Source organism: Endozoicomonas sp. SESOKO2, from assembly GCF_024606245.1.
GTDB lineage: Bacteria > Pseudomonadota > Gammaproteobacteria > Pseudomonadales > Endozoicomonadaceae > Endozoicomonas_A.
On record NZ_JAHHPQ010000815.1, the window covers coordinates 1 to 14,096 of the forward strand.

Annotated in this window: 13 protein-coding genes; 5 read left to right on the plus strand and 8 right to left on the minus strand. The window is 49.2% G+C overall.

The annotated features are described in order from the left end of the window. The coding region (locus tag KDK17_RS19120) for a hypothetical protein (RefSeq protein WP_257288834.1) at positions 1 to 506 on the plus strand (506 nt) is incomplete at its 5' end. Between the two features lie 318 nt (positions 507 to 824). Here KDK17_RS19120 and glmS read toward each other — a convergent pair. Together glmS and glmU are read right to left on the minus strand one after the other, a co-directional pair. After that, complete coding sequence (gene glmS, locus KDK17_RS19125; RefSeq protein ID WP_257280987.1) at positions 825 to 2,657, minus strand: glutamine--fructose-6-phosphate transaminase (isomerizing); 1,833 nt, start codon at positions 2,655 to 2,657, stop codon at positions 825 to 827. Between the two features lie 35 nt (positions 2,658 to 2,692). Beyond that, positions 2,693 to 4,069 (minus strand): bifunctional UDP-N-acetylglucosamine diphosphorylase/glucosamine-1-phosphate N-acetyltransferase GlmU, encoded by a 1,377-nt coding sequence (glmU, locus tag KDK17_RS19130; protein ID WP_257280988.1) that lies wholly within the window; start codon positions 4,067 to 4,069, stop codon positions 2,693 to 2,695. A 326-nt stretch (positions 4,070 to 4,395) separates the two neighbouring features. On the opposite strand from glmU, the gene KDK17_RS19135 reads away from it, so the two are divergent. From KDK17_RS19135 to dsbB, 3 genes are all read left to right on the plus strand, one after another. Then, positions 4,396 to 5,136: a TrmB family transcriptional regulator gene (locus tag KDK17_RS19135; RefSeq protein ID WP_257280989.1), complete on the plus strand. Its 741-nt coding sequence runs from the start codon at positions 4,396 to 4,398 to the stop codon at positions 5,134 to 5,136. Between the two features lie 202 nt (positions 5,137 to 5,338). Further along, complete coding sequence (locus KDK17_RS19140) at positions 5,339 to 5,797, plus strand: hypothetical protein (RefSeq protein WP_257280990.1); 459 nt, start codon at positions 5,339 to 5,341, stop codon at positions 5,795 to 5,797. Between the two features lie 206 nt (positions 5,798 to 6,003). Then, the gene (dsbB, locus tag KDK17_RS19145) at positions 6,004 to 6,558 is read left to right on the plus strand and encodes a disulfide bond formation protein DsbB (protein ID WP_257255580.1); all 555 of its coding nucleotides are present in this window, start codon (positions 6,004 to 6,006) and stop codon (positions 6,556 to 6,558) included. Positions 6,559 to 6,695: 137 nt separating this feature from the next. Here dsbB and KDK17_RS19150 read toward each other — a convergent pair whose 3' ends face one another. The 6 genes from KDK17_RS19150 to KDK17_RS19175 all read right to left on the minus strand — a co-directional run bounded on the left by KDK17_RS19150 (position 6,696) and on the right by KDK17_RS19175 (position 13,413). Continuing rightward, positions 6,696 to 7,733: an alpha/beta hydrolase gene (locus tag KDK17_RS19150; RefSeq protein WP_257288835.1), complete on the minus strand. Its 1,038-nt coding sequence runs from the start codon at positions 7,731 to 7,733 to the stop codon at positions 6,696 to 6,698. Then, positions 7,733 to 8,377, minus strand: coding sequence for a transcription termination/antitermination NusG family protein (locus KDK17_RS19155; protein ID WP_257288836.1), 645 nt, complete (start codon positions 8,375 to 8,377; stop codon positions 7,733 to 7,735). The genes KDK17_RS19150 and KDK17_RS19155 overlap by 1 nt, the downstream gene beginning before the upstream one ends. A gap of 170 nt (positions 8,378 to 8,547) precedes the next feature. Then, complete coding sequence (gene modA, locus KDK17_RS19160) at positions 8,548 to 9,531, minus strand: molybdate ABC transporter substrate-binding protein (RefSeq protein WP_257254098.1); 984 nt, start codon at positions 9,529 to 9,531, stop codon at positions 8,548 to 8,550. 273 nt (positions 9,532 to 9,804) lie between these two features. Beyond that, entirely contained in the window at positions 9,805 to 10,968 is a 1,164-nt protein-coding gene (locus KDK17_RS19165; protein WP_257288837.1) for a phosphoglycerate kinase, read from the minus strand. A gap of 286 nt (positions 10,969 to 11,254) precedes the next feature. Next, positions 11,255 to 12,418 carry a methionine adenosyltransferase gene (gene metK / locus KDK17_RS19170; protein WP_257280992.1) on the minus strand — a complete coding sequence of 388 codons (1,164 nt, stop codon included), beginning with the start codon at positions 12,416 to 12,418 and terminating at the stop codon, positions 11,255 to 11,257. Positions 12,419 to 12,444: 26 nt separating this feature from the next. Beyond that, positions 12,445 to 13,413: a metalloregulator ArsR/SmtB family transcription factor gene (locus KDK17_RS19175; protein WP_257280993.1), complete on the minus strand. Its 969-nt coding sequence runs from the start codon at positions 13,411 to 13,413 to the stop codon at positions 12,445 to 12,447. A gap of 305 nt (positions 13,414 to 13,718) precedes the next feature. On the opposite strand from KDK17_RS19175, the gene KDK17_RS19180 reads away from it, so the two are divergent. Then, positions 13,719 to 14,066, plus strand: coding sequence for a hypothetical protein (locus KDK17_RS19180; protein WP_257288838.1), 348 nt, complete (start codon positions 13,719 to 13,721; stop codon positions 14,064 to 14,066). Positions 14,067 to 14,096: the final 30 nt, after the last annotated feature.

Sequence of the window (14,096 nt, forward strand, 5' to 3'; positions counted from 1 at the left end):
ATTTGAGAGCATTAATGACCATTAAGCTTTTGTGGGTAACTTTCTTCATTTTAATTTCAAATATATGTCTTGCCGGCATTGAGCAAGATCTTGAAGAAATCAAGAAAAATATGAAAATAGCTTATGAAAAAATAGAAGAGACTAAACATAAGTTAAAAAGGCCAAACCTTGTAGTGTCTGACCCTATAGCAGCTTCAGGAGGCTTTGAGTTCAGAATGTGTGGTTTCTCAAGAAATGCTCCGGAAGCAAGAGACGCTTTGCTTACAGCTCTAACCCATTTAACGGAAGTTTTGAGCCAAATAAAATTTTTTGCAGAAAGCTATCCTGAGCTTGAACAAGCTGAAACACTATTAAATCTTCACTCCGCTGCGCAGCATCCACTAGAACATGCTTTATCAGTGAGTCATGTGCTAATTGGATTACCTTACGCTCCTGAAATAACGAATCAGCTTCAGGAAGTTGAAAATTTAGCAGAAAAAATCAACTCGGAACTGAGCAGAATTTAGCTTCAGAGGCTCTGTGGGGGACAATTTCGAGACAAAGCTTGATATGAAAGGGTGAATCAGCCTTTCACCACCCCTGTCAGGAATACATAGACTCGTAAAAAATGCCCATCTCGCCGTTGGGTTCTGGCGGGAATTTTTTCTGGTCTGGAAATAAACGACTCTGCTTTTTCAGTTCCTGCCTGATTCTGTGCCGGATAGCAGCATAGACCATCAGACGTTGATGTACCTGAATGTCTGTTTATTTCTTTGACAACAGATTTCAGGTAAATATCAACCGGGGTGGTGAAAGGCAGATAAAGGCTCTGCCTTAAACCGCAATCACTCCACCGTCACAGACTTGGCCAGGTTACGAGGCTGATCAACATCCGTTCCCTTGATAATGGCCACGTAGTAGGACAACAGTTGCAGAGGGATGGTGTAGAGAATGGGGGCGACGACTTCCGGCGCTGTTTCTACAGGTAATACCTTAATGCCGTCGCCGGCCACCAGACGGGCGTATCGGTCTGCAAAGACAAACAGCTGTCCGCCTCTGGCGCGAACTTCTTCCATATTGGATTTCAGCTTTTCTAAAAGATCGTTGTTGGGTGCCACCACAATCACGGGCATATCGCTATCAATCAGAGCCAATGGACCGTGTTTCAATTCACCTGCCGCGTAGGCTTCGGCGTGAATGTAGGAGATTTCCTTCAGCTTTAGCGCACCTTCCATGGCAATTGGGTATTGGGTACCGCGACCTAAGAAAAGGCTATGATGCTTGTCAGCAAAATCTTCAGCGACTGCTTCAATCTCATTGCTCATTTCCAGCGTACTGCTGATGATATGGGGCAGCTCTCTCAGGGCTTTTACTACTTCGGATTCCTGCTCTTCGGTCATTCCGGTGTGGCGACCAATGGCTGTTACCAGCATCAACAACGCAGTCAGTTGAGTCGTGAAGGCTTTGGTTGACGCGACACCGATCTCGGCTCCAGCCCGGGTCATCAAAGCAATATCAGACTCTCTAACCATGGAAGATCCCGGAACATTACAAATGCTCAGGGAAGCCATGTAACCCATTTCTTTAGCCAGCTTCAGAGCTGCCAGAGTGTCTGCTGTTTCGCCTGACTGGGAAATAGTGACGAACAGGCAGTCCTCAGGCACAAAGAATTTGCGATAGCGAAACTCTGAGGCAATTTCTATACGACACGGGATTCCGGCCAGCTCCTCAAACCAATAGCGGGCCACCATACCGGCATGATAACTGGTCCCACAGGCAACAATCTGGATGGCTTTGGTTTTATTGAGAAGCTCGATACCGTTTTTACCCAGAATATCCAGGTTCAGCTTTGTCTCACCCAAACGGCCTTCCAGCGTGTTGGCAATGGCATCGGGTTGTTCATGAATTTCTTTGAGCATGAAGTGACGGTATGGCCCCTTGTCTCCGGCATCGTGCTCAACGTCACTTTCTCTGGCGGCACGGGTCACACTTTTACCATCGACATCAAAGACAGACACCGTTGTCCGGGTCACTTCAGCCACATCACCTTCTTCCATGAACATGAACCGACGGGTCACCGGAAACAGCGCCAACTGATCGGAGGCAATGAAGTTTTCACCCAGTCCCAGACCTATGACCAGTGGACTGCCAGAACGCGCAACCACCAGCCGCTCGGGATCTTTGCGATCCATAACGACCATACCATAGGCGCCTTCCAGCCGGGGCACAGCCGCCTGAACAGCAGCGATCAGACTGTCAGCACTTTTCAATTCGTGGCTGACCAGGTGGGCAATAACTTCTGTGTCTGTGTCAGAAGCAAAGGCGTAGCCCTCCTGCTCCAGATAGTTTCTCAGCAACTCGTGGTTCTCAATAATACCGTTATGAACCACGGCGATATCTTCACCGGAGACGTGGGGGTGAGCGTTGCGTTCGTTGGGCTCACCATGGGTCGCCCAGCGAGTATGGGCAATACCGGTTCCACCAGGCACCTGAGACTTGTTGATCGCTTCACTCAATTCGGAGACTTTTCCGGTTCTGCGAAGTCGCTGAAGTTCACCATTGGTAGTAACAATGGCGACACCTGCAGAGTCATAGCCGCGATACTCCAGACGACGTAAACCTTCTAACAGAATGGGCGCCACATCCCTCTGCGCTACAGCACCGACAATGCCACACATAATTTTCTACCTTTGATTTGTGTTCTGCCTGATATTCAGTTCTTTTTGGTGGGACGCTGCCAGCCGTCAATGTTTCTCTGACGACTCCGGGCTACCCCCAGCTGGTCTTCGTCCAGGCTCCGGGTAATCACTGAGCCCGCTGCAGTGGTGGCCCCTTTTCCTACAGTCACCGGTGCAACCAGTGAACTGTTGGTGCCTATGAAGGCATTATTTTCAATCACGGTTTTGTGCTTGTTAACTCCATCATAGTTACAGGTCACAGTACCCGCCCCGACATTGACACCCGTGCCTATTTCAGCGTCGCCTATATAGGTCAGATGATTAACCTTGCTTCCCTCACCGATGGACGCCTTCTTGATTTCAACAAAGTTGCCCACCTTGGCATTTTCTGCCATCTGAGTACCCGGACGCAGTCGTGCGAATGGGCCCACTTCACAGTGAGCGGAGACTTCTGCATCTTCAAGAATCGAGTGCGCCTTGATGACAGCCCCCTCGCCAATTCTGGAATTGCGAATGATACAACCGGCCTCAATGACCACGTTATCGGCAATCTCGACATCGCCTTCCAGAATCACGTTGACATCCAGCAGGATATCTCTGCCGGTTTTGATATCACCGCGAATATCCAGGCGGGCCGGATCAATAATGGTGACACCGCTGGTCATCATCGCAGTTGCCAGCTGTTGCTGGAAGGCCCGCTCCAGTTCTGTGAGCTGAACCCGACTGTTTACCCCTTCAACCTCGGTAGCCTTTTGCGGTTGAACGTGAACTACGGGTGTCTCTTCAGACACGGCTTTAGACACGACATCCGTCAGATAATATTCCTGCTGGGCATTATTGTTATCCAGTCCCATGACCCATTCACTCAGCTTGCTGCCGGGAATGGCCATGATACCGGTGTTCACTTCATTGATAGCCAGTTGTTCAGGCGTCGCGTCTTTATCTTCAACAATAGCCTGAACGCTGCCAATATCATCCCTGACAATACGACCATAGCCTGATGGGTTAGCCAGATTGATAGTCAACAGACCCAGACGCTCACCGTTACTGGCTGCCAGCAGAGATTGCAGGGTTGAGGAATGTATTAAGGGTACATCGCCGTAGAGCACCAGCACGACATCGGCATCTTTACAGCCGGGAATCACCTGCTGAACAGCATGGCCTGTCCCGAGCTGCTCAGTCTGCTCAACCCAGTTCAGGTGGTAGTGCCCCAGGGCATTTTTTACCTTGTCTGCACCGTGGCCAATTACGACATGGATTTCACCCTTGCCAATCACTTGCTGGGTTTGCAGGGCACTGAGAATGACATGCTCCAGCATCGGCTTGCCGGCAATGGGGTGAAGAACTTTGGGAAGGTTGGATTTCATACGGCTGCCCTGACCAGCAGCAAGAATGACGATATCAGCTCTCATGGTTAGCTCTTGAAAATGGTCTCTTGATCATTCAGATTTCTCTGTGTTGCCTGCCAGGAAAAAACAAAAGCAAGGAACCATGGCAAAACGACACGGTTTACCGCCCCCGGAAAAATCTTTGAACCTCTTGGTCTGAGCTCATTGGTTTTCAATGACCTCATGAAGGCAGCAGACAGGGCATTTAACAGCAGGAAACACCAGAAACAAGCGCCGCTTTCCTTACAACCCATGTCATAAGAAAAGATGACACTTTTCTACAGTATTGAATTTAGCTTATCCTATACAGATTGAAACACAACTGTGTTTGTCATTGGAAAATTGACAATATGAACCTGGATACTTTGAAACAGCTTGGGCTCGACCAGAAGGAAATCAAGCTTTATCTGGCCCTGTTAAAGCAGGGAACCGCCTCTATTCGTGATATTGCGGCTGAAGCCGATATTAATCGCGGAACCACTTATGAGACTCTGAAAGGCCTCGCGGGTAAAGGTATTGTCAGTTACTTTCCGAAAGGAAAAAGACGGGTTTTCTGTGCAGAGCCTCCTGAAAAGCTTTTGGATCTGGCAGAAGAGAAAAAACAGTCTCTGGAACAGAGTATTGAGGAGATGAAACAAAAGCTGATCCCGCAACTGAATCAATTAAAACCTGACTTCAATACCGGCAACGTCCGCTTTTATGAGGGAGACAGCGGCATCGAGTTCGTTCTTAAGGATATTCTGAGCACTGTCGCCAAAAAGGATGACAAAAACTACTCCATTTTCTCATCCAAACCGATCCGGCAGCATCTGTATCGGCCCTTTCCGAACTATACCCAGCAGCGCATCCGCAAGGGTATTAATGTCCGGGTTATCGCTATTGGTGAAGGCGGTGAGGATGCTGAACTTTCTGAGCGCAAATGGATCAATGCCACGGGTAGAATTGATGCCAGCTATATCGCAATTTATCCGCCAAAAGTCGCCATGATCTCGCTGGCATCCATGGATTACCCCGTTGCTGTTGTGATCGATTCCATTGAAATCGCCCGCACTCAGCAAATCATCTTTGATACGCTTTGGAACACTTTGTAAAGGCATGGCAAGTCATGAATACATGACATCTCTGGATCATTTTCTCATCAGCAATTGAGCTCTAATGCGGTAGTTTCACAAGTGGTTAGTCCGCCTGACAGTCATGTCAGTGAACTCCATCACCCCATCTGAAATAATCCTTCCGACACTAACGAAACCCTGCTCAGAGAGTGGGGCCGATCTATCTCAAGGAGGAATCAATATGGCATCAATAGGATTAAGAGATTGTATGACGGTGGCTTTTAAGGCGGCATGCATTACTGCATCCAGGCTCGTAGCTGTGCCCGGAGGAGTCGCTGGCTATGTTGGGGGACGTACTGTTGGCGCCGTGGGTGGTGCTGTTATTGTTGGTGGTGCGAAGCTCTCCAATAAGTTGTTCAATACAGACTATAAGCCCAGGTCCATCAATGAATACTCTATTAGTGCCGCTGGCAGCGCTGCTAACTGGGGTGCTTTGACTTCTTCGATCATGATCCCTGCTTACACGGCCCCACTACTGGGCGTACCGATTATTTTGGGTAAGGTTTTCGAGTTTGAGTATACGATTAGTGTAATGATGGAGAATTATGACAAAGAGGCTGACAAAGAGAATCTTTTACAGATTTCACCAGACAGCTTTAATAAATTAGAGCCTTCGACGATGGAGTCAAACCCTGGTTGACATTTAATAACCCATCAGCAGCCGCCCGGTTATTGATGGGTTTTTATAGACGTCTCAGGACTGCCTTTTAGATACAATCGGACGCGTCAGTTTATTGTAATGTGTCTTACACTCTACGGATGCGTGCAGTATCTTGAGCCGACGGGTTCTTTGCCAAGTCTCCGATACAGGCACAACAACATACAGGCTCTTGGAGAAGCACTGTTTTGACGAAACTATCCCATCTCTGGACTGATTTCAGAACGGATCCCCTCGGGGCTATCCGTGACTGGCAGAATGCCAGAACCACCTGGCTAATCATGCTGCTGAGCGCTGTTTTTCTGGAGTCAGTGGCCTTTTATTTTCAGTACGTTATGTATCTGGACCCCTGTGAACTCTGTGTTTATCAGCGTCTGGCGGTGTTGCTGATTGGTGTTGCGGCTCTTATTATGCTGGTGGCACCGCGAAACAAATTGGTAAGAGGTCTTGGATACGTCATCTGGATTGCCGGTGCTGCCTATGGGTTGGATGCTGCGATCAAAATGCTGGATTACTACTCTTCCGAAGATCTGTTCATGTCCTGCAAGGCTCTGCCTACCTTCCCGCTTGATCTGCCGCTGTACGAGTGGTGGCCTCAAATGTTCCTGCCTTCCGGTTTCTGCGGGCAGGACGGCTGGCATTTCCTTGGCATGAATATGGCGCATTGGATGACGCTTATATTTGGTGTTTACATAGTGGCTTATATGCTCTGCCTGATCAGTCTGTTCAGGAAATCAAAGTAATCGAGCAAGCACACCGTCGGGCGCCCGGGAGTATGTGTTCCAGGCGCCCAATCCTTGCCATTCCCTCATAGAGTTCTTCAGACAATTCTAATTCTGACCGGCAGATGTCAAAAGCCTCCCGGCTACGGACTGATTGCTCAAGCTGATTGAACATTGAGCTTTTCAGTCAACCAGCAGAGATAATCATCAATGGTTTCGTCCAGCTCATTAGGTAAATGGTGCCGGGCATCTTCGAGATAATAAACACTGGGTCGGGTATAAAGCTTCTCAAGTACAGGAATGTTGTGTTTGGCATCGACTGTACGGTCGAATGTACCCTGTAGAATGAGTGGGCTGACCGGTGATTTTATCGTGCTGGACTCAATACGCTTGATCCAGCGATCCATCGCCAGCACCCATTGTATGGGCAGAATGTCGGAAGACAAAGGATCGTTATGAGACAACTCCAGAAACGATTTTTTTCTGGAATTCCGGGTGTAATTTCTGGGCAACCGTGAAATGAACAGTTTCGCCAATTGCAGCTGCAATCGTCCCAGTGTCCACTTCCAGGGCCTGACCAGTGGAGCGGATAAAATGACCTGTTGGAATGGGCTGGCCTTGTGATGAGCTTCCCGGTTATTCAGACAATCTGTCAGGATCGCACACCCTGTGCTCTGGCCAAAAGCATGCCAGGGCCTCGGCAGGTTACCTCCACAGAGGCTCAATATGTCTTCAAGAATCAGCGTGTAGACAGAAAAATCCGGGATGGTGGCGGGCTTACCGCTGGAGAGCCCGTGTCCGGGCAGGTCATAGGCCAGAACATTGAAGCCCTGTTCCAGGAGAAATCGGATGATTCGGGCGAAAAGCCCAACATGGTCGTAGTAACCGTGAAGAAGAAAAAAAGTGCCTCTGGAATCGGACTTCTCGAACAGATGACAGGCTACCTTGTAGTTGCAGCTGTCGATTGACCCCATAAAGTGGCGAACATCAGCTAACTTGGTTCCAAAATTGATACCATAGAAATCAAAGTATTCTTTGAAGTCCGGGTTCTGGCCGGCGTGTGAGCCCCGGGTTTCCAGGGGAAACACCAGAGGCTTGATCTGTTCCTTGAGGTTTTCAGGATTCAGCATAGGGGGCTCTGTTCGTGAGTTGGGCTCAAGGCTCTCTTTTATCCTGAACGGCTTAGGTCCCTTCATCAGGCTTTTTCCAGATCCTCAAGCCTGACTTCCATTTCTTTCTCTGAAACGACTTCGCAGACCGTCTCGCCTTGGGTATTTCTCTGCTTTCTGATGTATTGCACCAGAATCAGACCCCGTCTGGAACCGAGGTCAGCCATAAACGTCATCTCCAGTTGCTGATAGAGAGGATGGTTCATGATCACCTTGTCGCCTTTGTTGAAGCCAATAGCTTTGTTTGAGCCGGTGCCTTTACCTTCTGCATGGCTACTGAGCGTTTCGACAATTAACCGGATATCCTTGATCACTTCGTGACCGTTGGGGATAGGTTTTGGCAGTAGAGCCTGCACGTCCTGCTCCTTACTTTTGCCCAGGCGGCCATCCTTATGGAGCTGGCGGTTGATCCGGTTGAAGTAGACGATCTCGCTGACGCCACGGGTAGAACGGATCTTGTGATAGCGATCCAGATCCTTGAAATCCAGATAAAGAAACACATAGCCGGGAAAGAGCATCTCTTCCTTCAACAGGCCTTTGGTTCGAACCTTTACAACCGGGCAGTACGCATCAAAACCCTGGATTTCCAGGTTTTCCCAGGCTCTCTGCTCTTGGCGAGGTCTGGTTTTAAGCAGGTACCATCCCTCTTGCAAGCACTCTTGACTCTGCATACATATTCCCTGAATGCTTTTCTGCTGTGTAGAACAAAAGTACAAATCACCAGATGTCAGACTTTTCAAGGTTTACATCAGTAACGGCTATTGAACTGAATGGTCTACGATCTGAGCAGCTTTATCGCAATTTCTATTCAAAGTGCCTCATTATAATTCTCATGGTCGAACTATGCACCGCTTAAAATCCAGAGTCCCATATTTAACCAGACGATAACCAGAGCGGCTTTGGGGTAGCGTGACTCGCATTTGTGGAGAGACACTGCGGGACTGGGGACAAGGCTTGAATCCTCTTTTTTGGCAGGTGCTCTTTGATAACCATTGAACCCAATGAATCTCTGCGTTTCATCGGAGAGAAGGTATTCGACCAGAGTTTTGGCGGCGGCCTCATGCTCGGTAGCCTTGAGGATGACCAGCTCCTGAAGCAGTGGTGTGTAAAGTGACTGCGGGACTAGAGTTACACTCACTGGGAAAAGAATGCTATTGAAGTCGACTTCTTTCACCTGGGAAAAAGGCGCAAAACCAGCATCGGAAGAATTTTTTATATCGCTCCATGTTTCCCTGACATGCTCATTGTAAGAGAGCCTATCCTGATCTCTGATTATTCGGTAAAGATAATATTTTTGAAGGACGGACTTAGCGGCGTGCCGGTAGGGTGCACCTTCCCGGTCTGCAATGTGAATTGTTGGAGGGTTGTTATCTATAAGGTAGGTTTTTATGTCGTTGGGTTTTAACGGGCTCCGCTGACCGTGCCAGAATGCCAGCAAACCCTGGGCATAGATCTTCCTGGAATTTGCTAAAATCTTATCCATTTGTTCCAGTTTTGCCGTCTTTAAATTGTCAGCAGATAGAAACAGATCAAACTTCTGAGTGTTGTCACTAACCCGGTACCTCAGGTCTTGAGAACTGCCATAGTACAGTTCCAGGGTGTGACCATACCGTGACTGGAACTGCCCTTTCAGGCTTTCCAGAACATGTTGAAAGCTCGCTGCCACAGCAACCTTGATAGTGTCAGCGTCTGATAGGGGAGTAATGGTGAGTAGGCATCCAAAAATGAAAGTCAGAATCGGCAGGTCAGGAATGGCTTTCAATTTAGAGAAAGATTTTGGGTATCTTACAAAACGTGGGTGTCTAACAAAACGTAAGTGAAACAAGATTTTTCTCCACAACCCATTGAGCGAATTACAGAGCTTAGTTTAGGTTCCAGGAGGCTGACTGAGAATAGACTGCCCCACGCGGCAATTGCTCCAGCATTGCTCTAGCTCCTGCGCCCATGCAGCGGCAGCAAACTGGTCTGAAAATCCGCCTTTGTTCGTCAAATAGCTCGCTATTTTCCTCACAAAACCGAATTTTCGTCCTCAATTTTCTGCCGTCCTCGCTACGGGGTCGCCAAGACGGGGTCGCCTGGATGGGCGCTATTCTCTATTTTATTGACAGGCTTCTTCCAGCATCGCCACAGCCGGGAGCTTCTTGCCTTCTACAAACTCCAGGAAGGCACCGCCGCCCGTAGAAATGTAAGATACTCGGTCTTTAATTCCGTACTTGTCGATTGCGGCCAGAGTATCACCTCCACCGGCGATAGAGAAAGCGTCAGACTCGGCAATAGCCAGAGACATGGAGCGAGTGCCTTCACCAAATTGGTCAAATTCAAAGACACCCACAGGGCCATTCCAAAGAATGGTTTTAGAGGACTTCAGAACTTCATTGAACAGTTTCCGGGTTTGGGGGCCTACGTCAAAGATCATGTCGTCGTCTTCTACTTCTGATACCCGTTTAACGACAGCGGTTTCATTTTCATCAAATTTCTTACCGCAGATTACATCTACAGGCATAGGTACGTTAACCTTTTCCATCAGTGCCCTGGCATTGGGGATCAGATCTTCTTCGTAAAGGGATTTACCGACATTGTGACCGGCAGCAGCGAGAAAGGTGTTGGCGATACCGCCGCCCACGATCAACTGATCGCAGACGTCAGACAGGGATTCCAACACCGTCAGTTTGGTGGAAACTTTGGAACCACCGACGATGGCACACATAGGACGCTCAGGATTTCCCAGCGCTTTACCCAGTGCCTCCAGCTCACCCGCCAGCAACGGGCCTGCACAGGCAATTTCAGCAAATTTACCCACGCCGTGAGTCGATGCCTGAGCACGGTGAGCGGTACCGAATGCATCCATTACATAGACATCGCACAGGGCTGCCATTTTTTTAGACAGTGCTTCGTCGTCCTTCTTTTCACCCTTATTGAAACGTACGTTCTCAAGAATGACCAGTTCACCGTCGGCAACGTCAAAACCACCGTCAACCCAGTCTTTGATCAGGCGTACTTCTCTGCCCAACAACTCGCCAATGTAGTCCGCAACGGGTCTTAGGGAGAACTGCTCGTCGTACTCACCTTCAGTCGGGCGACCCAGATGTGAGGTTGCCATGACTTTGGCACCTGATTCCAGAGCGCGCTTAATGGTGGGCAGAGAAGCGAGGATTCGTGCATCGCTGGTGACTTTGCCGTCTTTGACTGGAACATTGAGGTCTTCACGGATCAGGACCCGTTTGCCAGTCAGATTCAGGTCGGTCATTTTCAATACGTTCATCAGGGTCTCTCCCTACGCACGGGTTCAATAAAGTTCGACTGCTGTCAGGAAGAGACAGCAGTGCCAAGGGGTAGAATTGGCATGGACAATAGCACAAAAAAATCACACCCGGTACGTACTCTTGGCCAGATATGACGTCAACCAACAGGGTTTTCAGGCGTTGACGCAGGGCAAAAAAAACTCCATTGAAATATCATTGATCAACAGAGTTGGAAGGAAGGTATAACAGAATTGAACAGGTCTCACGAGGGCTGCTTAAAGCAGCCCCTCAGCAGAGTTTTACTGATTACAGACCCGCCGCGGCTCTCAGGATGTCAGCCTTATCGGTGCGTTCCCAGGAAAATGCTTCCTCTTCACGACCGAAGTGACCGTATGCTGCAGTAGCCTGATAAATTGGACGCTTCAGATCCAGCATGTCGATCAGACCTTTCGGACGCAGATCGAAATACTCATGAACCAGCTCTTCAATTCTGGCATCAGCAATCTTGCCAGTGCCGAAAGTATCAATAGCGATAGACGTTGGCTCCGCGACACCAATCGCATAAGACACCTGAATCTCGCACTTGTCAGCCAGACCGGCAGCCACGACGTTTTTGGCCACGTAGCGACCTGCGTAAGCAGCGGAACGGTCAACCTTTGAAGGATCCTTGCCGGAGAAGGCTCCGCCACCGTGACGAGCCATACCACCGTAAGTATCTACAATGATTTTGCGCCCCGTTAGACCACAGTCACCCACTGGGCCACCAATCACGAAAATACCGGTTGGGTTGATGTGGTAACGGGTGTCTTCATGAAGCCATTGTGCAGGCAGAACCGGCTTGATGACTTTTTCCAGAATTTCTTTTTGCAGCTCTTCCTGAGAGATGTCAGGATGGTGCTGTGTTGAGAGAACCACGGCATCCACACTCTGCACTTTGCCTTCGCTGTCGTAACGCATCGTGACCTGGCTTTTGGCATCCGGACGCAACCAGGGCAGAGTACCATTTTTACGCAGCTCGGCCTGACGCTTAACCAGCTCGTGAGAATAGTAGACAGGAGCAGGCATCAGTACCGGTGTTTCATTGGTAGCGTAACCAAACATCAGGCCCTGGTCACCCGCGCCCTGTTCATGCTCGTCTGTTTCATCAACTCCGACAGCGATATCCGGAGACTGCTTGCCAATAGCATTCATAACGGCCACGCAATCACCATCAAATCCCAGGTCACCATGGTTATAACCAATGTCAGTGACCACTTTGCGAACCAGTTCTTCGATATCAACATAAGTGTCTGTACGCACTTCACCCGCTACGATCACCATGCCGGTTTTTACCATGGTTTCAACCGCGACACGGGCTTCCGGGTCATCCTTGAGGATGGCATCCAGAATAGCGTCGGAAATCTGGTCGGCAATCTTGTCCGGATGACCTTCGGAAACCGACTCGGAAGTGAATAGCGTGTAATCTGCCATCGTCGTTTTTCGCCTCTTAAAACTATTCAGTCCAGGGGTCTGAAAAACCGCCTGACCTGAATCTGAAAACCATTACGCAGCCCCAGATACTGGGACTCACCTATTTCCAGACTTGCATCCTGTGCCCAGCCATCAAGGTCTTCGACACTGAATCCAAGCCACAAATCGCCACAGGATTCCCGTACCCAATCCTGATTGTGACTGCTGAGTTCACTGACCAGCATACTGCCACCCGGCTTCAACAGTCTTGAAACCCAGGTGAAGATACCGGAAGGGGTGGCTACATGGTGTAACACCATATTAGCCACTATGCAGTCAAACTGACCCTCCAGAGCACTAAGGGCTTCTATTTCTCCATGAATAAACTGGATGTTATTCAGGTTTCGCTCTTTTACCCTTTGTTGACTGATGGCCAGCATTTCTCCGGAATTGTCCACAGCATAGACTCGCTGAAAACGCTCACTCAGCGTTGCCAGGAAATCGCCCTCTCCCGGCCCCAGCTCCATCACTTGCTGATGGTCGGGCAATTCCGTTTTTTCCAGAACGTCAGCCACACATCGGGCATAGAGGTCATGATCAGCAATGAGTTCCTGATGCTGTCGAAACTGATTCACATTGCGGGCAAAAAATGCCATGGATTGTTCAGCTCTCTGACCTCTGACCTTCAACAGGCGTCGGGTCAGGGAAGACGACAACGACAGAGTGTCGACCGCTGAAAAAAGGGAGCGCATGACATCACTGCTGATCCTTTCCTGTGGGGGCAGAGCCCGACGGTAAAAAACGGTATTACCTTCCTTGCGGGTACTCACAAGTCCAGCCTGAGAGAGAACCTTGAGATGGTGACTCATGGCAGGCTGACGCATATCGAAGAGGCTGCTGAGTTCAAGCACCCCGAAAGAGTCTGTGCTTAGTACTCTCAGGATCTCTAGCCTCAGTACATCGCCATACGCTTTTCCCAGTGCGGCAAGCTGTTCGACTGATCCTGATTCTGACACGCAAAACTCCTTACCGCTGCACCGTTGACTTCTGGCAGACGACCAGAAGAATTCTACTCCGTCTATCTAAGGCGCAAGTCTAGCAAGCAGCACAATGTATATCAAAACTTTTTGATATAGATGCTCAACATTCGGCGTGTAAACCATTGCTTTGTTTGTGTTGACCTGTTGTGTCGACTTATTACCGCCACACAGCAAATGAGTGCAAGGAATAACCCGGGATGACTTCGCTGAATTTGTTTTGATTTCCTGTTGACCCTGACTTTGCTAAACAGTATTGGCCCTCAGTGCGCCAAGCCTACTGGATGGAACATAAACGGATTGGTCGCTATCTCCGTGCTGGTGTCATGATTGATGGGCAATGCTACCCGACACGGGTGGAGGGCTGGAGAAAGACCAGTCCTTACCCGATTTTTATCGTTTTTCTCGCCATTGAGTGTTTCCCGGTCCGCCGCTTTCTGAATTTGGATCAGATCAAAAGAACCTGTCGGTCTGTGTGGAAGTTCCTTCGCGGGAATGACGACCTCCTGATTAGCGACCATCATGATGTTGATTTTGAACTTCCAGGCGAAGAAGCGCTTGAGACGTTAACGCCCGGAGTCGATCCCGTTACCGTGCCCCATAGTTTGGGCAATACGGGACAGGTTGACTGAACCCATCCGGATGAGGCCAAAAATAACCAG